Below are 20,532 nucleotides of genomic sequence, written 5' to 3' on the forward strand. Positions count from 1 at the left end.
GTAACGTTAAAAATCATGAATAAATTTTAAATTTTATTCATTCGTTACCAAAATGTGACCATAAAAACAAAAGAGCACAGCGTGTATATATGGTGTTGGACCACCGTATATACCGTCCACCTGAGCTGACCAGGTAAACACTTGCTATACTCTCATGAGTTATTTTACCTCATACAAGGGGTATTAAGCAACGTTTACCAATAAATCGGTGACGTTGCTTTTTTGTTTCCAAAAAGGAGACAAACCGTTATGAAAAAGTGTATTGATGTATTAGCTCAACCAGAGTCCTATCATAATTTATCAACATTTTCAAATGTACAGGAATTAAATCAAACGATTAGAGTATACAGAGATGTAATTAAAACGTCTATTAAACGTGCAGATGTACAATCTAAATTAATTGCATTACTTGAAATTTTAAAGCGTCATAGCTGCAAATACGTAGGTGTTAGTTTCCTATGTAAAAATAGAATAGCTGAGATAATGAGCGTATCATATAAAACTGTACAACGTTTAATGACGAAACTTGTGACTTTAAGAATAATTAAGCAAATAGCCATGAAGCGAAAAAAAGATATGCGCCAAACTTCTAATGCAATTATTATCCAACCAATTGTAAATGAAGTGTCCCACAAGCACCCTACTGAAACGACTAAGAAGTGTCCTACCGTTAAAACAAATACTAAAATCTTAAAACAAAAGAGTAAAGATATAAATAAACGTAATGGTAATGACAATAATGCTGTACCTAAAGAAAACATTAAATGTGCTGAATTTGTAGCCCATTGGGTTCCGAAACGTTTCGTTTCCCTAACTTCAGCATTTTATTCAAAAGCTAAAACAATTCAAGAATTTTGGAAGGTCGTAAAACAATGCAATTGTGTAATAAATCATACAACAGGCCAAACGGCGTTTGACAAAGAACAAGAACTACAAATTGGTGTACAAGCTATGAAAGAATTTGCGATGAAGGTAAAAGATGGAGTCAAAATGAAAAAGGGTAAGTTTGCGTATTTCAACGGTATCGTAAACAATTTGATGAACAAATATTATTTTGACCCTGAATTTGGTATGTGATGCTCTCTTTTACACTTCAGGTATCACATATACCTTTGCATATACACCTTGCTGCACAGCAAATTGTTCTAGCGTCTTTTGCCTAAATGGTGTGAGTGTAAAGAAATGAAGGATAGGGACTTTCCCGTTATATTTGTTTTTATAATACACCGTGAATTCACCATACTTATTCATTTTTTCACTGTTCACATTCATCATTTGTGTACGATCTATTTCGACTGCATTGAGAATCCCGTCACTATCACGGTACTTTACATCCGGAATAATGGTTCGCTTCTTGTCATCTACTTTATAACGTATAGGGGCTTCTATCTGCCAATCCTCAGGACAAAATAGATTCAGCCACGCTTCGTTTCTCATGAGGCTGTGTGCTAATCGAATGGTGGGCACAACCTTTTCTACATCATCGAATAGCGCACGTCCTTGTTTATTGAGGTAATATACATGCTCTTTTTTATAAACGGTACTATTCACATATGGACTTAAATCTTTTAAAATTCGATTTGCATTTCGAATTCCTCCCATATCGTGAATTGCCATTAAGTGTCTTCTTGTCGCAAATTTTAGCTTTCTAATCGAGGTCAAAATCATCATCTGACGATTCATTTTGATATGTGTCTGCATATGCATCCTTTTTCACCTCGTATTGTTTTAATACGTCCCACATCTGTTCATTTGAGATATAAGGGACTTGAATCTCTGTTAATCGATCAGTTTTAAAAAGCGCACGCCCTGGTATACTTTCAATCGATTCAAGACCAGTTTCATCGATGACAACTTGAGAAGCTGTTTGAGTTGGTAACCGAAATCCTAATTTTGCATCACTGTTTTGTTTCACTTGACGTGGTAAAGTATCGCCAGTAGGATATTGTGTGCAAAAAATCAATCGAAATCCTAATGCTCCACCAATTCGCGCTATGTGAGAAATCATCTGTTGACAAGCTCCTAATAACTTTTGTTGTTCCCTATTCATACTTTTATCAGGACAAAGTTCTGCCCCTTCATCTACGATAATAAAGTAGCGTTCTCTTATATTTGTTTCTACCACATTGGTATAATGGTGTTCTTTCATAAAAAGCATTTTTTCTTCCATCTTTTTTAGAATCGCGCTTAATACCTGAAAAGCTTCCAGTGGCTTTTCTGCAATAGAATCAACCTGCTTTATGTTTTGGTACGGTCCGAACTCTAATCCTCCTTTTAAATCAATAATAAACAAGTGCGTATTGTTTGCTTGTGCAGTAATAAGAGATGTCATCACATTCTTTAGGAATACAGTCTTTCCCATACGAGTTAAACCACCTAATGTCATATGTGGTGTTTTATCAAAATCATGATAAACCAATTGTTCTAAACTTTGCCCGATTGGCACAAGCCATTTTCCAGCTTGAATTAAATTTGTTGACCATTCCCATTTCTTTGGTATTTCTTGATCGAATACACGTATGTTCAATTTATAATTGTCATACTGAATTCGAACAGGTTTATTTAACCCTTCACTTACAACATCTTCAACTTTTTGAATAATTTTACTCGGCATACCAACAGGCAACTCATACACATATGTTGTACTTCGATCATCATGAGTTCGCTTCTTAAATGTTGGATAATGAATCCTATCATCTTTTTTAATTGCAATTCCTGACACTTCAAAAAATACTTGTATCTTCTTTTTATCATCTATTTTACTTTTAAACCGATCACTTACGAATGCAATAGTTAAAGCTGTCGTCGGGACCAATAGTAATTCCAGCATAAACATTTCTCCTTTAGATATCCTATAAGGATATCATTGCACTTTGTTGGAAGAAGACAGAACAAGCATTTTCGCTTATGAATTCTACTGTCCCTCTCTTCCACATCATATTCCTTCATAGAAACATAACGAGAACATAACGTAGAAGATATAAGAACGAGCCCGTAAGCGTCGTATACAAGGTTATACGTGGAAGCCAATGTGGAACACTCTTCCCCATTTTTTCAGCTACACTCATCGCAATTACAGACAAACCTGTTGCCGTCCAAATAATGACTGCTTCTCCTGCAAGTGTCATAGCCATTCCTCCTCAACCAGTTCCTCTTTCTCACGAAATTTAATCCCTGATTTGGTAGCTACAATTTGATACCGCTCCATTAAATCTTGCCAATTCAATATATCTTCCTCTTCTCCATATAAATCTTCTTCAATAACTTGTGATAAGTTGAAATACCCTTTGTATTCTTTATTATCAAATACTTCATGGTTCCTCATGTGAGTAAGAATAGATTCCGTCTCTTTTCTGGATCTTGATTCGTTATACATGTGACGTAATTCTTTTGATGAATATAAATACGGCGTTACATTGAGATAACTATACTGAGAACGCATGCAACCCTCTCCTCTCTTAATATCTACGATGCCATTTGGAATTCCAAGTAGAAGTCTTCGTGGGCTTCTGAGTGGAAGTAATATAGGTATATGATGTAGAACTTTAAAACTTGTTTGTCCACAAATAAAAATATTAGAGGTTTTTAAAAATTGAAATAGAACATTGAAAAAGGAGGGATTTTATGAAGTGTAAATTAAAGATAATCTTGGCCGAACGAATGCTAAAACAGTCTGATCTTGCGAAACTGGTGGGTATTACAGACCAAACATTAAGCATGATAGCAAGAGGGAAAAGTGAACCTACGTTAAGAGTTGCGCTTCGTATTGCAAAAGCTTTGGATCTGACTGTGGAAGAAATTTGGATTGAAGAGGGGAGATAATATAATATATGCCTAGACCCAAAACCAACTTGAGGATTGTAAAAGAAGTATACGGTGAACGAAAAATAGAGGAAGTTTTTGAAGAACTTTACGAAAGAAAATACGGATTAAAAGTTAAGGTGAGCAGGAAAACATCTGAAAAATTAGCCACTGAAAAACACCAAGAGAAAAAATATAACCAGGAGTAATTACAATGTCAAAACAACCATCATTCAAAACATTAAATCGAATTATTGAAAAATATTATGATCCTAAAAATGGATTAATTGAAGTAGAGCAATTTATCATAGGTTTTGAAGCGGAATCACTTTTTGTATTAGATTACAAAGGCATTATGTATCAAAAAACATCTGCTCTAAAATATGATCAGGGTTATGAAATCTTATTACTTCCTTATACAGAACTACATTCAAATTCTAAACAAGATTTACTGCAACTATTAAAGCGTAAAATTATTGTTTATTTCACGTATACAGATCATGATCAACAACAAGAAGACTTTATGCCCGATATAGGAAATCGAATTTTTTCATTTATGAGCCATATGTTAAAAGGTGCACAGCAAAATAAAAGAGCGATTCCAGTACGTTTTATTTTAATGGATATTGAAGCAATTGGTTTTATTCCTAAACTTTCTAAATTTATGGCTGGGTGTCGAGGCTTTAATGTAGGCACTTGTTTGTTTGTAGATGACAGATTGACACTGTCATATGGATATAATAAAGAACAGGTAGACAAAATGTACAATAACAGTGTAGTTACATCAAAATAAAATATTATGAATATGTATTAATTCAATACAACTTAAAATAGGAGGTTGAACACGTGAGTTATGATACCGTCGCATCGCTACAACGCATGCAACAATTACAACAAGCGCAAGCTGCTTCTGGAAAACGCATAGTGTTAAAAAGAGTTTATGAATCAGATAAAATTTCTGCGTTCATTATCGTTCTTTGTATTTTAGCTATCCCAGCAACAATGTGTATATCCCTTTTAGTTGGATTAGTGATCTATTACATTAGAGAATTTAAGCGTACAACATATTTAGTTAAAAACGTTGCTACTGGAGAGAAGTTCAGAGTCGATAAACAAGACTTTAAACAATATAAGAGGAATTTTATGAAGAAAGAAAAACAAGTTAGAAGAATTTCTGATTTATAAAACTATTCTTTTGTAAAAATATATTTAACATATACATTTATCGGTCAATAATAAGTTCTATCCTTCACTAATATTGGATATACTATTTATACATTTAGAGAATCACCACATGAGGCACCTTCAGCTGGGGAAGGTGCCTTTTTATTTTGATGGAACATTACGTACTTTAGAAGCATATATTAAATTGCTCCTAGCATGATGCCTTTCTATATACAGAAAAAGCATTCCGGCCTCACCACCCTGGATTGCTTTTTCTCATATTTCAGCATGTTGCTACATACAATGTAATTAACACGTTCCCTTTTTATATAGCATCCTATGTAATCAGAGCACTCCACAAGAGTACTCTGATTTTTATTGTTCATATTTATTCCTTTCGTTACATATGATTACTATCGACAAACCAAATGAGAGATATATCTTTATAATGTTAAAAAAGAGCGTCCCTCACTCGCCAGTGAACTGCACCCCAATTGTTAGACACAGTCTAACAATTGGGGGTGCAGTTTTTCTATGGCTAAATTTACAGCTGATGAAAAAATACAAATCGTTCTACGTTATTTGAACGGAAATGAAAGTTATCGAGAAATGGGTAGATCGCTCGGTATAAGTGACACAATCATTTTGAATTGGGTAAACCAATATAAACAGAATGGTCTGGAAGCTTTTCTAAAACGATGTACAAATTACACACAACAATTTAAACTAGACGTACTAAACTTTATGATTGAAAACGGTATGTCCTTATTTGAGACGGCAGCTATCTTTAATATTCCTGCCCCTTCAACGATTTCTGTTTGGAAAAAACAGCTCGAAACACAAGGAATTGATGCCCTTCAATCTAAGAAAAAGGGGCGTCCATCCATGAAAAAAGATTCAAATAAACAAGTAAAACAACCTTTAGCTGAAGGATCAGTCGAAGCACTTGAAGCACGCATTAAACAGCTTGAGATGGAAAATGAGTACTTAAAAAAGTTAAATGCCTTAGTTCAAAACAAGGAAAAATCACAAAACAAGACAAAGCGCAAGTAGTCTATGAATTAAGGCATAAATATTCGGTGAAGGCACTCGTGGAGCTAGCTATTATTCCTCGAAGCACGTATTATGATTTAGTAAAGAAAATGAATCGTCCAGATGTAGATGCCGATTTGAAAGCTGAGATTAAAGCGATTTATGAGGAAAATGAAGGTCGTTATGGTTATCGTCGCATTCGTGATGAATTAACGAATCGTGGCCAGAAAGTGAACCACAAGAAGGTTCAGCGCATTATGAAAGAGCTTGGGTTAAAGTGTGTTGTGCGTATGAAGAAATATAAATCCTATAAAGGAAAAGTCGGTAGAATTGCACCTAATATTTTAGAGCGTAATTTTCATACAGATGCACCGAATCAAAAGTGGGTAACAGACATCACAGAGTTTAAATTGTTTGGAGAAAAACTGTATGTATCACCTGTATTAGATTTGTATAATGGTGAAATTATTACCTATACAATTTTCGCTTGTTTCAGACATGTTAGAGAAAGCATTGGAACGTTTACCTGAAACCCACCAGCTACTGATGCATTCGGATCAAGGATGGCATTATCAAATGAGACAGTACGTCCGGACACTTGAATCAAGAGCTATCGTCCAGAGTATGTCTCGAAAAGGCAACTGTTACGACAACGCAGTAATAGAAAATTTCTTTGGGATTATGAAGTCGGAGTTCCTCTACATAAAAGAATTTGAAAATGTAGAGCACTTTAAAATAGAATTAGAAAAATATATAGATTATTATAATACGAAACGGATTAAGGCAAAATTAAAAATGAGCCCGGTACAATACCGGACTCACTTTTATCAAGCTGCCTAATGAAATAACCGTGTCTAACTTTTAGGGGTCACTTCACAGAGGAATGCTCTTTTCCGTTCATTTCACATACACATAGGCCTTATTCGTAGTCTCAGAGTATGAACAATCTCAAAAATGGTGTTATCCTAACCCTCAAACCTCACATACTCCCCAGAAACCCATTGATTTCCACCAACGTTGTACCAGCCATATTGAATGCCCCAAGATTGATAGCGTTCCCCTCGGTACACATTCTTCACAATACCATAATTCGTTCCTGGACCTGTACGAACGCGTAAGACATTCGCTGTAATTATAACAACACCTACACCATTGTTAGATGGTTTTGTAGAACCTGCATTCCCACCACCGTTATATGCGTTCTGCACCCTTTCAATAAAAGAATTCCAACGCCCTTCTGCTAACATACGATGCGGGCAATACTTTCCACTCCACGATTGGTGTGTGCGAACTTTATTTATCGGAATGTTGTATTGTTTCATGATTTGCGCTACAACAATAGCTGCATTATTTTCTGCTTTATAATATCTATCCCCGCCGCTTAAAGAATAACAGATTTCCACACTAATCGACTTTCTGTTGCCTGAACCATTCCCATCTCCACAAGCCCATGCATTCCGTTCTAAAGGTAATCCTTGTACAGCTTCTTTATCGTCTACCGCAATGTGGAATGACACTTCATTATTATTTCGTATCATATAAGCAATTTCATTCTCAGCTGGCGCATCATTATACGTATTGTGAACTGTGATAAATTCTGGATTCATTGTATAAGGGCACTTTGTACCATATTTACTTGGGTCAACTAACTTTTTTCTAATTTCCATTATTGAACATCCCCTTTTTTCTCTTCTTGTTTTTCTTTGCCACCTAAAATTTCAACTGCATTTTTTAAAGCTTGCGGAAGTGGAATGCCCATTCTTCCGGCATTTTCTAAAAGTGAAAGTAACTCATTACCCATAAAGAAAAAAATTGTTGCTTCACGGATTGCACTATTACTTCCTAACGCTGCATCTAATTGCGCTGCTGCCCCAACCAAAAGAAAAAGCACCACCTTTTTGGCGATGCCCTTGAAACCAACTTTACTTTTTAATTCTCCGTTATATCCTGCTGCAATCATGCCAGTTACATAATCAATAACTGCCATTGTCACTAAGATTTTCAATGTTGCATCCCATCCTCCCAAGAAATAACCACAAAACCCACCGAAAGTGGCAATAAAAACTTTTAATAATACATCGATACGATCCACATTCTTCCCTCCTTCTTCAAGATAAAAAAGAGAGACACTTGTCCCTCTTTCACAAATACTTTTATATAAACAACCTAAATCCCACCTTTAAGTATCAAACCCAAAATTGCCATAACTATTGCACTGACAACAATTCGTAAAATCCAAGTGGTATTTAGACTGATTTTTTCTAATTGCTGATTGATGGTAGAAATATCTTTTTCGTTTATCGTTGTACGAGTTTCTAAATTACGAATATCTCGCATGATTTATTTTTGCTCTGCTTTTAGGCTTTCGATTTTTACATATACGTCTTCCATACATTCACATCCCTTTTGAAATCTTAATAAGACAATCTCTATATACTATGAGACAACTCTTTTCTGAGTGAATGCATGAAAATTTTTTTATACAAAAGCCCTATTTTGTGCAAAATAAAAACAGCTTATGGCTGCTTTGGTTCCTCATTTATTAATTGTTGTACTAATACCTTTAATTCAGCAATTTCAGCTTTCATTGAAACTTTCTCAAGTTTTTCTACTTCAAGTTGTTCTTTAAGAGTGTCAACTTCCTGCTTCAACATACCGTGGTCAAATTGAAGATTTTTAACTTCAAAGTGAACTTCTTGTATTGCTTGAATAGAAATTGAAACCGAGCTATAAAGTGTTACAGCGTCTTTCTGTGGTGTGGTGAATACATCGTCAGAGTCCTCCGCAATCATACCGTAATTAATTGGAAGTATAATAGACTCCCCTGACTCGAAGCGTTCAACATCTCTTATAAAGTGATACTGTTTGATGTTTACAGAGTTGATTTTATCTAAAGCAGAGAATGGAAGGTCTTCTATGTCCGTTTTAAGCTTACGAGAAGAATTAGGGATAAATTCTTGCGCCCACATACGCCCTGTAGCGCTAATATTCTCTTGCGCTCGTAATGTTCTTAATTCCATATCTTTCCATCCCTTACCCATCATATCTTTAATCTGCAGGCCATTGTTATAACCTTGTACAAAACTTGACCTTATCATTGCATTACCCATAATTAAATCATGATCGGTGGCGCCGTTTACGAAATGTATTTTATAGTCACTGCCTTTTCTTTTGAAAGTAAACTGCCCCGCGTTATTTGTAAAAATATGTGGTTCAGTTGTAGTTACAGAGAAGTAACCATATCCTGGAGCCCATCCTTCAGATTCAAAAATAATATTATTCAAGTTTTGAAAACGAAATTGTCCATCAGAATATACGCTCAGATGTCCACCGTCATTATGCATTTGAATATAGTTTGACCAAATATTAGTTCCTTCTGCATTTTCTCCTTTAGAAATCCCAAATTTCGCATATGCTTTAGAAGGTTGATCAACTCCATTAATTCGCGGCATGACTTGATAAATATAAAATGATCCTGTACCAGCGTATTTTCTATTATCAGAACCAAGGACTAATGAAGGTTGAATACTTCCATCATCTGTTTCCATAAATCCTATATAGCCACGTGGCTTATCTAAATCGAAAATCTTCATGTCTTGCTTATTTATTTCAACAAATCTGTTTCCACTTGTTTTAAGCGTTACCCCTTCTAAAACTTTTCCTTTAATATGATTTGCTGTAATGAAACCTACTAAGTTAATTCTGTTCGCATTCAACGTAATGTTTTCTTTGCTCATATTAAATGCTGCAATTACATCGTTCTCTTTTACAGATAGACTAACGCCCTTTTCAGTTAACTGAAGACGGGTTTCCATATCTCTTACATAAGAATCTTTTGCAAATTGTCCATTTGCTTGCTCTATTGTGTATACTTCTTTCTTTTTTGCTGCGGCATTGATACCCTCTTCATTGATAGTGAAACGGTTGTCGATCATAGTCATTTTCTGATTAAATTGTTCCGTTGCAAGTTTATTAGCTAGTTCTCCCAACAAATCTTGTTTATTTTTATCAACTATTTGCTTCAACTCAGGTATCTTAAACCCAGCAACATAATCTTCTACTTGCTTAAGTTCAACTTTACCTTGCAGTGCTTTCGCAGTATTTTCCCATCCAGCTTTCGCCTCTTGTAATTGTCTTCCTTGTTCTGTCTGCGTATTTTGTATGAAAGAGACATTTTGTTTAATGGTAGTTGCATCTTTTTCTACAGTCGCAACACGTTTATCAAACCCATTTTGATTATTTTCCACTTTTGTAATTGTTTCTTTAATTCCATCCACACTTTTTGTAATTTCAGTTGTTTTCTGGGTGAACTCATCCGTTGTTACCTGCTCTTCAGGCGGTGCTGTCCAATCCTGCGGCTTATTCCCTTTATACAAGGCAACCCATTCCACAATAGATTTCGTAGTACTACTCGGATAATTATATAAGCTTAACTTTCGTTCATTTCCACTTGTAGCCGCAACAGCTTTGAAGGTTACATACGTTATTCCATTCGCGTAAACACTTGTTGCATATCCAACATTGCTAGACCCACCATTCTGCCAAATCCCAAATTTCTGACCTTGCGGGACACTCCCTTTCATTACAAAGGTATATTCCTCACCTGTAGAGAAATTTTCAGTAGAATTGTATTGATTGATTAAATAATCGGTCTTCTCATATTTAACATTTGATTTTAATAAAAGATTACGTCCACCAGATTTATCGTTATTAACTTTCTTTTCTACGCTCTGCAACTTCTCACTGATTTTCCCAGCTTCTTCTTTCATTTCAGTTGTTTTTTGCTTAAGCTCACTTGTTGTTTGCTGCACATCCGAAATAGTCTTCTTTGTACCTTCTACAGTTTGTTCGACTGTATGTAATGTATTGCTGATATCATTATCTTTTTTCGTTAACGATTCAATAGAAGTTTTAAATCCATTGGAATCCTGTTCAAACTGAGTTACTTTCTTATTGATTTCACCTTGTTTATTTTCGATATTAGTAATTGTACGGCTGACACCTTGTAAACCTTCCTGCACTTCGTTGAATTGTCCTGTAGCTTGATTCTGTGCTTCTTTAACCTTTTGATTTAACTCCGTTTTCGTAGCCTCAATATCTTTATTCACCTGATTCAGTGTTTCTTTCTTAACTGATTCCACATCAGGAACAACTGATTCCCAAGCTGTACCTGTCCATATTTTTAAAATACCGGGCTTTCCGTTACTCATATCACGCCAAAGCGTTTTATTAGGTTTAAGCCCTGTTGTTGGTGGGTTCTTAGCTTCTATAATTTCAACAGTATTGTTTTTAATATTCTCTTGTACCTTTTCAGCAAGTGTTTTCGCTGCTTCTGATTCTTTCTTAGCGCTACTTGCTGTTTCATTCGCTTCTTTCACCAATTTATCTAGCTGATCCAGCATTTCTTGTTTTTCACCGAATTTACTAAGGATTCGATTGTAAATTTTTCGTAATTCCTCGTTCGGATCCGTAATTTCACGATAATCACCAAACACATATTTATCTTGTGTAGGATCCGTAAAAGATTCATCACCGGCAATTACACGTGCTTCCAGGTATAACTTAGGTGTGAAGCCCGTATCTTTAATTCGGATCGTATCGCCCTCGTTAATGAGTTCATGTGCTAGTCCGAAAATACGTCCAATCGATTGCGCTTCTACTTCATACGAAACGGAAGAATTAACACGTTTTTTTAATTCTATTTCCATTAACGTCATTAAACGTTCTGGCGTCATATTTAACTCTTCTGTTTCTGGCGTATAAAAACCAAACTTATGCTTACCACGTTCGTTCCATCGTTGAAATGCATCATTATCAACAATATACGGAAGTCCCCTGTTGATACTTTCGATGGTAATTACATTGTCGCCTTCACCTTTCACAAATCCAACTAGTGCTGTACAAATATCTCTTGAATGTTCAATACGTGTAACGCCTATCAAATCTTTCCCGAGCTCTATTTCTTTGCCTGTGTCTCGACCACGTCTTTGAATCATATCAACATACCATCCAATGATTTGTGATCCTTGAACCTCAACACGGTACTGAATTTCTAATTTGAATAAAGAAGCTATTTTCTTTAAAAATGTTAGTGGATCAATAAATTCATCAATGGTCATCGTATGGAATCCTGCATAATCCGTTTTCCCACGTTTCCATTTCATGCCTACTAGGGCCATATCAATATATTTGTTTACCGTTTCCCCTTCTATTCTTTGCGGTTTTATAATACCTGACTTAGCAATTTGAACCCAAGCTCCTGAAGCATATGTGGTAATGGATCGGTTGTCTGAATTCTTTTCTGTTTCTCTAATAACATATGGTACAATTCTTCCGTCACGAACTTCTTTTAAAACAAGATTTTGTTGTTGTAGCGTAGCCGAATGAGTTGTTCCATCAAAAACAGTAAAATCCAACATATCAACATTGTTTTTGATTTCCCACTGCCTTTTATCATCCCAATAGTCCTGCGGCTGAATAGCTGCAACGATTTGATCTGTTTTAAAATCCACAACATGCAAAATGCCGCTTGGTGTTCTCATCTGTATCTCTCCCTATAACGAACAGTTGCTTTAACGTCTGGTGGCATGATATCAATACGATTTTCACCACGTATTACAGTTGGAAAATTACTGAAAAAATCTTTTAAATTAATGGCTTTTTTTCCGTTAATGGTTACAAGACTTTTTTCTTTATCAATTATAATTTTATCTCCTGTTTCAAAAATGTAAGGTGGATTATTTTGAGTATTTAAATTGACTTTCCAAAATTTCAAATCTGAAACGGTCATTGCTTCTACTGGTGGTACATCTTGCCATTGCATAATACTAATCTGGATTTGTGCTGCTTTTTCCATGTGATCGTTTTTTTCATCCGTCCACCGTGCAAAGCGCTCTGAATCATCCTTCTCTGTCCCTGGCAAGAATTTTGAAATATATGCTTCCCATACATTTCCCGTTCTAGCTATCCACAATCGACCAAAATACTGATTCCATGTATTCGGATAATCACCACTCTCATAAATTAAACCTGTTTTCCCTGGCTTATTATCATATCCAATTACCATCGTCCCAAAGTTTTGTTCAGCTTGCCAAAACACATCAGACATGGCAATTTTGGAAAGAACCTTGCTATTTTCATCCAATATCGCTATCTCAACTCGGCCCATTTCATTAATTTTTTTACTCTTACATGTAACATGGGCTTGCATAATAAAATCTTGTACTGGACCCCCAGGTATATTCTTTTTAACAGCTGCACCGTGCCACCCTTTCCCCGCACTAGTACCAAAATCAGAACAATAAAATTGGTATTTATCTGACTTCATTTCACCAATTGGATTGCCATCTTCCATTGAACTGACTTTACTCCATCCTACAGTGGTAGCCATTTCGTCCCATATAAGTCTTTGATTTCTTTCAACGGGTAATTGCTCTGTTTTCAAAGGATAACCAATTCTAAAGTAATCTCGATTATATGGATACTCACCAAACCACACATCTAAAAATGTACTTGGTTTCTGTGCTTCGATTTCAATAATTGCAGGTGCTTCTATATTCCCTTGATTGACAAAAGAAGCAGTGACTTCAGTAGAACCATTTTGAGAGAACGAATGAGTATTTTGTTTTCCTAATTTATATGGCATTGGACAAACAAAAGTAATAACCCCTTTACCTCTATTAACTATTTCATCCAGGTCTACAGAACCATCAATTAATGCTAGATACGTCCTATCTAATTCATCATCAAAAACAAGTTCAGCTGGTTGCTCTGTATATAGCCAATCCGCTAAATCTTCTTTTACCTTTTGTAAATCAGCCATATCTTTTGCTGCCTTAATTACAAGAGGAACATCAATACGACGTTCCTCCGTTTCTGTATGAAGAAAAAGAGCCCCTGCGCGATGAGGGACCCTTACTAATTTTCTTTTAACTGGAGCCCAGGAAGGGCGTTTTCTTCCAACTAGCATTTGAATATAATCTTTTCTGATTTTATTAAAAGTAAAACCGAGTTTCCCCAACTTGCTCACCACCCTTAAAATTCCGCTCTTCTTTTTTGGTCACGATTTTGAAGCTTTGTCGTATATGCGTAACTTCCGTTCGCTAATTCTTTTCCATCTAAAACGTTTGTCATATTTACCGTTACATTCAGTTCTTGTTCTCTACCTGATCTATCCGAGAACATAGTTTTTGCTGTAGGTGCGTTGTTATAAGGTGATTGTGGTTGCGTATAACCATTGAAATCACCAAGTGTATGATGTGGGATACTATAATGCGAGGTTTGGAATCCAAAATCAAAAACAGATGGCATATTCCCCATCTGTTTCTTAACCGTTCCAACTACATTTTTTGCTGCATCCACAACAAATCGTTTCCCCTTATCCATACCAACGCCAACACCTTCTGGAACTGCGCTACCAACTGGAATCATCACTTTAGATGGACTGTTAATTTCTAGTGCTCCAGAAATAGTCTTTTTAATCTCTCCAGCAATGCCTTTCGCCTTACTATATAAACCATCTGTCGCATCATCCAAACCTTTTTCAAGACCTTCTATAATGGATTTACCAATGGAACGTAGATTTATAGTGCTGAAGAATTTTTCAACTGTATTCCACTTATCTTCAATATCGCTCTTTATTTCTTTCATTTTATCAACGACAGCTTTTTTCTTTTCTTCAAATTTCCTTGAAACTGTATTTTTTATCTCTTCTACCTTGTTGCTTGCGGAAGTTTTTGTTTCTTCCCACCATTTTGTTATACCTGACCAAGTTTCTTTCATCTTTTGAACGACATCATCTTTCATTACTTGATATTTTGATTTTATCTGACCAGTTTCCCAATCAACTTGATTTGCATGTTCCCCAGCTTGGGATTTTGCTTCACCCACAATTTCCTTATGCTTATCTCGTGCTGTTGAAACAGTGCTGTCATACTGACGTTTGGCTTCGGCAATTACAGCCTCAGCTTCTTGTGCATTTAAACTGCCCATCTCATCGCGTTGTCTAATGGCTTCTGCTATTTTGTCATTACGTGTCTTTTCCGCATCTTTAATGACTTTATCTCTTGTTTTAGCACTATTTTCAACAACTTCTGCTGCTTGTCTTGCGGATATTTCACTAGCCTGTACACGCATATTCTCAAGAATTACTTTTTGCTCCATCTGATTTTGTGTCATGTGCTGAACAGCTATTCTATCCATTTCGTCTTGTAAAGCTTGAATAGCAACATTCTCACTATGTGTCTTTTCTCGATGTTCTGATGCCGCTAAATCATTAATCTCTTTTATTTTCTGATTCTTTTCTGCTACTTTTATTTTCTCATCTTCATATTTTTGATTTAATAACTCTAGCCTTTTATTTTCCTCTTCACTCGTAAGAACATATGAATCAGCAAACAATTTTCTCAATCGTTCCGTTTCTTTTTGCTTACGCTCATCAACTTTCGTAATGATTTTCTCAGTTAATTGATCGTATTGTTGACCAAGTGTTTGAGCTTGTTCAGTTGTCATTACTTCATGATTCAGTTTAATTTCAGTTAACTTTTGTCTAATACCATCAGATAACTTAAAATAGTCGCCAAGAACTTTTTTAGTCGATGAACTAATTTCTCCGGTTTGTTGTTTCATATATTTTTTTGTTGCTGCATCTGAACTAGCTAAAGCTTTTTGATATTCATCTTGTGCTAACTTATTATTCGTAGCAAAGCGATCTACAGAAGTAATACTGTCTTCAGTTGCTTTTTGATATCCTTTATATGCTAATACCCCAACACCAACAGCGGCCGCCACCACACCTAATGCAATTGCTACTGGTCCTAAAACTGCGGTTAATATTCCTAAAGCTGCACCCGTTACACTAGTAGCTGCTGTAGCTACACCCATTGCTATCGCTAAAGAACCTATACCAGAAACAACCATACCGATTGCCCCCATTATTACTCCAATAACAGTAGCAACCGCTGTTAGCGCAAGAACAATACCACCTGTAATTGCAATGGCCTTTTGTACTGGCCCTGGTAATGAGTTAAATCCATCTACAAGCTTCTGCAATCCAGCAACAAAAACACTAACCACAGGGGCAAGCGCATCACCAATTGTCTTTTTCATTGTCGAAAACGCTGAATCTAGTAATGTAAGACGTCCCTTTAATGTATCAATCTTAGTGGCTGCAACCTCAGCTGCTGTCACTTTTGACATGGCATCCCACATGCTGTTTACCCCATTCGCACCTTCTTTGAAAAGAATCGTTGCACCACGTACAGCATCCGATCCGAATAACGTTTCCAAAGCCATACTTCGTTGCTGGTCTGTTAAATCTTTCATTGATTCATGAAGTGTTCCTGAAATATTTTCTAAGCTTTGAATATGTCCTTGTTGATCATAGAATTTTGATGATAGGAACGCTGAACTTGTAGCTAATTCACGGAATGTTGTATCACACTTGTCATTCCACTTTTTCGCACCTTCTATTTTCATTACATAGCCTTCTAAAGCTTGCTCAATATCACCGACGCTCCTTGAAGCTGGTTGTATACCGTTTTTAACAAGAAAATCATAGCCAGCTTGTGCATTATAAGTAATTAACCCTAAATCCCTCATTTGGTTATATGCTTCTTTTGTTGTTGGATTTAATCGCATAAGCATTGTTTTTAAAGAAGTACCTGCATCAGAACCTTTTAAACCATTTTGTGCAAAAACCGCTAACGTAGTAGCTGTATCCTTAAATGTCATTCCAGCTCCTGCTGCTACTGCTGATGAAGCTGAAAGACCGTATTTTAACTCCCGTACATCTGTTGCTGAAGCATTAGCCGCTCCAGATAAAATGTTTGCTGCATCCGCAACAGAAAGATGATCTGCTTTAAATGCATTTAAGGCTGTGGATGCAATCTCTGCCGCTTCACCTAATTCTAGTTCTCCTGCTGTCGCTAAGTTAAGAGCACCTTCTAACCCACCATTTATAATATCTGTTAAACTAACTCCAGCTTTTATTAATTCCTCTATACCTTGTCCTGCTTGAACACTAGAGTATTTTGTTGTTTCTCCCATGTTGACAGCTAATTCGCTTAATTTCTTCATTTCTTCTCCAGTAGAGCCAGACACAGCTTTCACATTGGCCATTTGTTGCTCAAAATTCATGGATTCTTCTACAGCTGATTTTAAACCCCGACCTATTGCATAAGTCATTCCGCCAAACACCATACCGATTTGCATACCAGCATTTTGCAAATGATTACCTAACGTCTCCATACGAGTACCGAAGTTTAATAAACGATTTCCTTGTTGTTCTAATTCATGGTTCGACTGACGTAATTCGTTTTCAAATCGATTTAATTCACCTGTTGCCCGGTGAATTTGTTCGGCGTACCGCTGCGCTGACTGACTTGCTTCACCTTCTTCAGTTTTAGCACGATTATAGGCTTGTTGAAGTTCCCTGATCTTCTCTTTTTGTTTATCTACCATACGAGATAAAACATCTACTTTAGCTCGTGTTTGTTCTGTCGCATTAGAAAAACCGCCCATGCCTGTTGTAATAGACTGAAATTCAGCCTGTAGAGATTTTAAAGAGTTGTTTAACTTATCCATCCCTTTTTGTTCAGCTTGACGGTTTACTTGCTTTAATTCATTTTCAAATCTATTTAAATCAGCAACTGCTTTATTCACTTGCGAAGCATATCGCTGGGTTGCTGCATCATTTTCACCTAACTTAGCCTTATTTTGATCGTAGGCTTGTCGCAAAGCTCTAACTTTTTCTTTTTGCGCTTCAATAAGCCTGCTGAGTGTATTCATTTTCGCTTGCGTTTGTTGACTAGCATTTGCGAAGCCACCCATTCCTGTACTTACAGATTTCAGCTCATTCTGTAATGTCCTAACCGCACGTCCTGAGTTTGCTATACCTTGACGAAAATTCACATTATCAAGGGACAGCCTAACGACTAAATTATTCATTTCATTCGCCATCATCTTCCCCCTTATTAGATAATGTTTTCTGCTGGAACTTCCATTTCATTTAAATTCTGATTTCCACTATTTGAATGATCTTGTTCACGATATTTTTGGTTTAGCCTTAAATAATGCCAGATATCCATTTCGTTATCGATATGATGGTGTTTATACCCCTGACGTAATAAAGAGAGGTAGAGCTCGTCCATAAACTCACTAAACGTTAGCCCCCCTCCCTCTACGCGTTTGGGTTTGTTTCTTCTCCAGTTCCTGGTGTGCCACCAGCCGCTCCCACAGTTTCATTGATGATCGCATTAATTACATCGGAAGTTGTGGATAAAAATTTACGAGCATCCACACCGTCCCAATATTGATCTAATGTAAATTGTTCCCCGTAAACTTTTACTACATATTGAACCATTTTATCCATATCCTCAGGACCTGGATTATTTGGAATATCAGCAAGTTCAGGTGCTTGACGAATTAAACGTGCTGGAATAAACTCCGGTAAATGAAAAATTTTCTTTTCTTCCTTGATTAATAGTGTTAATTTCATGGCTTTTCCTCCTCGTTAATAAAAAAGAGAGAGCTTTTGCTCCCCCTTACTTTCCTGCTGGTGATTGTACTACAGGCTTCTCATACACCTTTTTAAACCAATTATCTCCCACAGCTTTTGTAAATGTAGGTTCATCAGCATCAGCTGTAAATTTAGGCCTATCGTCAAAATCACGCTCAATAAATGAACCTTTGAGTTTCGTTGTTTGGAAGTTAGGCTTATCCTTCTTCGTTTCGCCTTCTTCTTCCTCTTGTGAAAGCTTTCCTTTAAGTAGCCAAACATAACGATACTTATTATTTGCCTTTAAAAAACGGTATCCAATTGCTAGATAGGGCTTTTCACCCTCACGTTTTTCGTCTAATACGCCATCTTTCACTTCTGGATATCCTTCAATGTCTGCTTTAGTTGAAAGCGAAATACTACGAAGTTCGATTTCAACCTCAATTTCACCGTCAGACTCTGCAATTTCTGATTTCTTATTATCGCTCCACATAATCTCCGAAGCTACCTTTTTAGAAGTTTTAATTTTTACAGCGCCTTCCATTTCTTTCACTGCACTATAGTCAACACCTGTTGCATCATCTTTTAATAACTTTGCGTAAACAAGGCTATCTACACCGACGGTTGAACTAATTTTAATTACTTCTCCAGCCATCTATAACTCCACTCCTTTTGCGAATCGCATCGCGTAATGAAAAATTTGTGTATCCTCTTCATATAAATCAGCAATCGCATAGCGTGAAAAACCAATACTTTTCATAATTCCATTCACTTTTTGATGGATTGCTGTTGTACTACCTTTTGACCAAATATCGATTTGAAATGTGATTTCACTTTCACTTTCTTTATTATCCGAAAATCCATCTGGTCTATTGTCTAGTTCAAAAAACGTAATACGCGGAAACTCTTCAGCATTTTTAGCTTTACGATAATAAACACGTTTTCCACCCAATAAAAAAACAAGCTCCTGATTATTTTCAAGAGCTTGCACGATTTCAGGTCGTAAATTTATCATACATTCAACCTCATTTCATTCTTCAAGATGTCTGTCATAGCACGAATTGCCGCTTCTTTTGAAGAATTAAATCCAGGTTCTATAAATGGCTCTGCTGGCATTTTAGAAGTTCCCCATTCTAAGAACTTTCCATAGAAATAGGGGGAACGATCCGCTTTATCTATACCAATTTTGATTGTTTTTATGCCGCCCTCCATTTTTGCTTTTGTAACCCGTATATTATCAGCCAAATGTTGTCCTGTTCGCCACGGCTCGCTTTTTGTTGCTTTTTTAGGGCTATCACTCCTTGGAGCTATTTCAGAAATAGCTTTTCGAATAGGCTCGCCACCTGCTGCAAGGGCTTTATCTTCAATCTTTTCTCCACGTAAACCCATTTGCTCTAATTCAGATATCAGGCGATCAAAACCTAAAAAATCAACACCATCAGCCATTCATTCCACCACGCTTCCACATGATTGATAAAGTGTGTTTTTCAGTTGGAATAACTGAAACAATGTCATACATTACGTTCTTATATTTAATCTTCATATCAGCATTCACATCAGCACGATATCGGATTTCTGTTTCACCTTGAATTTCGCTATTAGCTGCCGCTGCTTCAAAATATTTTCTTCCCTTTAAAAAAATAAAGGAGCCCCATACAGTAAAGGAATCCTTGTAACCTTCTATTGGATCACCGTCCGGGCTCTTTGCTTCCTCGTCTTTCACTTGAAAGGTAAGACGTTTATCTAATTTACCTGGATTCACTTGAATCACCACCACAATATTGCAACTGAACTAATATCGACTGCAAACTAAATGCCAATTGTTCAGCTTTTCCAACCGCTTCACGGTTTTCATGCCAATGAGCAATTAAAATACGAGCTGCTAATTTAGCAAGCTCGCTTTTTAAATCCACATTTTTACTTGTAGCATTTTTAATATATATTTCAGCTGCTTCTACGAAAGATGTAATGAGATCGTCCTCCTCATCCCCATCCACACGAAGATACTTTTTTGCTTCTTCTAATGTTAGTACCAAGAA

General features: G+C 36.3%; 22 protein-coding genes and 1 pseudogene. 6 read left to right on the forward strand and 17 right to left on the reverse strand.

Translation table 11 applies throughout. The features are described from left to right. Window positions 1-249: 249 nt before the first annotated feature. Window positions 250-1,077: a hypothetical protein gene (locus ACXKY9_RS24170; protein WP_000710530.1), complete on the forward strand. Its 828-nt coding sequence runs from the start codon at window positions 250-252 to the stop codon at window positions 1,075-1,077. A 9-nt stretch (window positions 1,078-1,086) separates the two neighbouring features. On the opposite strand, the gene ACXKY9_RS24175 is transcribed toward ACXKY9_RS24170, so the two are convergent. The 4 genes from ACXKY9_RS24175 to ACXKY9_RS24190 all read right to left on the reverse strand — a co-directional run bounded on the left by ACXKY9_RS24175 (window position 1,087) and on the right by ACXKY9_RS24190 (window position 3,442). Next, window positions 1,087-1,707, reverse strand: a complete 621-nt coding sequence (locus ACXKY9_RS24175; RefSeq protein WP_000551103.1) for a replication-relaxation family protein — start codon at window positions 1,705-1,707, stop codon at window positions 1,087-1,089. Continuing rightward, window positions 1,649-2,830: an FtsK/SpoIIIE domain-containing protein gene (locus ACXKY9_RS24180; RefSeq protein ID WP_000891535.1), complete on the reverse strand. Its 1,182-nt coding sequence runs from the start codon at window positions 2,828-2,830 to the stop codon at window positions 1,649-1,651. The genes ACXKY9_RS24175 and ACXKY9_RS24180 overlap by 59 nt, the downstream gene beginning before the upstream one ends. A gap of 115 nt (window positions 2,831-2,945) precedes the next feature. Further along, window positions 2,946-3,128, reverse strand: a complete 183-nt coding sequence (locus ACXKY9_RS24185) for a hypothetical protein (RefSeq protein ID WP_000170777.1) — start codon at window positions 3,126-3,128, stop codon at window positions 2,946-2,948. Further along, entirely contained in the window at window positions 3,125-3,442 is a 318-nt protein-coding gene (locus tag ACXKY9_RS24190) for a hypothetical protein (RefSeq protein ID WP_001257569.1), read from the reverse strand. Before ACXKY9_RS24190 ends, ACXKY9_RS24185 begins: the two co-directional genes overlap by 4 nt. A 182-nt stretch (window positions 3,443-3,624) precedes the next feature. Between ACXKY9_RS24190 and ACXKY9_RS24195 the strand changes: the two genes are divergently transcribed. The 5 genes and pseudogenes from ACXKY9_RS24195 (at window position 3,625) to ACXKY9_RS24215 (ending at window position 6,837) form a co-directional block, all read left to right on the forward strand. Continuing rightward, window positions 3,625-3,822 (forward strand): helix-turn-helix transcriptional regulator, encoded by a 198-nt coding sequence (locus tag ACXKY9_RS24195; RefSeq protein ID WP_000649833.1) that lies wholly within the window; start codon window positions 3,625-3,627, stop codon window positions 3,820-3,822. A gap of 8 nt (window positions 3,823-3,830) precedes the next feature. Further along, entirely contained in the window at window positions 3,831-4,010 is a 180-nt protein-coding gene (locus ACXKY9_RS24200; RefSeq protein WP_001137905.1) for a hypothetical protein, read from the forward strand. Between the two features lie 5 nt (window positions 4,011-4,015). Next, window positions 4,016-4,594, forward strand: coding sequence for a type IV secretory system conjugative DNA transfer family protein (locus ACXKY9_RS24205; protein WP_000043398.1), 579 nt, complete (start codon window positions 4,016-4,018; stop codon window positions 4,592-4,594). Between the two features lie 53 nt (window positions 4,595-4,647). Next, window positions 4,648-4,986 carry a hypothetical protein gene (locus ACXKY9_RS24210; RefSeq protein WP_000119484.1) on the forward strand — a complete coding sequence of 113 codons (339 nt, stop codon included), beginning with the start codon at window positions 4,648-4,650 and terminating at the stop codon, window positions 4,984-4,986. Window positions 4,987-5,499: 513 nt separating this feature from the next. Beyond that, window positions 5,500-6,837: pseudogene (locus ACXKY9_RS24215) on the forward strand (IS3 family transposase). 125 nt (window positions 6,838-6,962) lie between these two features. Here ACXKY9_RS24215 and ACXKY9_RS24220 read toward each other — a convergent pair. From ACXKY9_RS24220 to ACXKY9_RS24280, 13 genes are all read right to left on the reverse strand, one after another. After that, window positions 6,963-7,664, reverse strand: coding sequence for an N-acetylmuramoyl-L-alanine amidase (locus ACXKY9_RS24220; RefSeq protein WP_000405777.1), 702 nt, complete (start codon window positions 7,662-7,664; stop codon window positions 6,963-6,965). Continuing rightward, on the reverse strand, window positions 7,664-8,089 hold the full coding sequence (locus tag ACXKY9_RS24225; RefSeq protein ID WP_000373903.1) for a phage holin family protein: 426 nt from the start codon (window positions 8,087-8,089) through the stop codon (window positions 7,664-7,666). The genes ACXKY9_RS24220 and ACXKY9_RS24225 overlap by 1 nt, the downstream gene beginning before the upstream one ends. A 74-nt stretch (window positions 8,090-8,163) precedes the next feature. Then, window positions 8,164-8,334 (reverse strand): hypothetical protein, encoded by a 171-nt coding sequence (locus ACXKY9_RS24230; protein WP_001204836.1) that lies wholly within the window; start codon window positions 8,332-8,334, stop codon window positions 8,164-8,166. A 179-nt stretch (window positions 8,335-8,513) separates the two neighbouring features. Continuing rightward, window positions 8,514-12,539 carry a phage tail spike protein gene (locus ACXKY9_RS24235; protein ID WP_001260185.1) on the reverse strand — a complete coding sequence of 1,342 codons (4,026 nt, stop codon included), beginning with the start codon at window positions 12,537-12,539 and terminating at the stop codon, window positions 8,514-8,516. After that, window positions 12,536-14,017, reverse strand: a complete 1,482-nt coding sequence (locus ACXKY9_RS24240) for a distal tail protein Dit (protein ID WP_000517105.1) — start codon at window positions 14,015-14,017, stop codon at window positions 12,536-12,538. Before ACXKY9_RS24240 ends, ACXKY9_RS24235 begins: the two co-directional genes overlap by 4 nt. A 14-nt stretch (window positions 14,018-14,031) precedes the next feature. Continuing rightward, window positions 14,032-17,955: a phage tail tape measure protein gene (locus ACXKY9_RS24245; protein WP_015382488.1), complete on the reverse strand. Its 3,924-nt coding sequence runs from the start codon at window positions 17,953-17,955 to the stop codon at window positions 14,032-14,034. Window positions 17,956-17,969: 14 nt separating this feature from the next. After that, on the reverse strand, window positions 17,970-18,146 hold the full coding sequence (locus ACXKY9_RS24250; RefSeq protein WP_000344049.1) for a hypothetical protein: 177 nt from the start codon (window positions 18,144-18,146) through the stop codon (window positions 17,970-17,972). Between the two features lie 29 nt (window positions 18,147-18,175). Further along, window positions 18,176-18,493: a phage tail assembly chaperone G gene (gpG, locus tag ACXKY9_RS24255; RefSeq protein ID WP_015382489.1), complete on the reverse strand. Its 318-nt coding sequence runs from the start codon at window positions 18,491-18,493 to the stop codon at window positions 18,176-18,178. A gap of 46 nt (window positions 18,494-18,539) precedes the next feature. Continuing rightward, the gene (locus ACXKY9_RS24260; RefSeq protein WP_000896769.1) at window positions 18,540-19,148 is read right to left on the reverse strand and encodes a major tail protein; all 609 of its coding nucleotides are present in this window, start codon (window positions 19,146-19,148) and stop codon (window positions 18,540-18,542) included. After that, window positions 19,149-19,508 carry a tail completion protein gp17 gene (gene gp17, locus ACXKY9_RS24265; RefSeq protein WP_000609194.1) on the reverse strand — a complete coding sequence of 120 codons (360 nt, stop codon included), beginning with the start codon at window positions 19,506-19,508 and terminating at the stop codon, window positions 19,149-19,151. Continuing rightward, complete coding sequence (locus tag ACXKY9_RS24270) at window positions 19,505-19,939, reverse strand: HK97-gp10 family putative phage morphogenesis protein (RefSeq protein ID WP_000763219.1); 435 nt, start codon at window positions 19,937-19,939, stop codon at window positions 19,505-19,507. The genes gp17 and ACXKY9_RS24270 overlap by 4 nt, the downstream gene beginning before the upstream one ends. Then, a complete protein-coding gene (locus tag ACXKY9_RS24275; RefSeq protein ID WP_015382490.1) occupies window positions 19,932-20,255 on the reverse strand; it encodes a phage head closure protein in 324 nt (107 codons plus the stop codon). Before ACXKY9_RS24275 ends, ACXKY9_RS24270 begins: the two co-directional genes overlap by 8 nt. Then, window positions 20,242-20,529 (reverse strand): head-tail connector protein, encoded by a 288-nt coding sequence (locus tag ACXKY9_RS24280; protein WP_000244586.1) that lies wholly within the window; start codon window positions 20,527-20,529, stop codon window positions 20,242-20,244. Before ACXKY9_RS24280 ends, ACXKY9_RS24275 begins: the two co-directional genes overlap by 14 nt. Between the last annotated feature and the right edge of the window lie 3 nt (window positions 20,530-20,532).

The organism is Bacillus sp. 2175, from assembly GCF_057812155.1.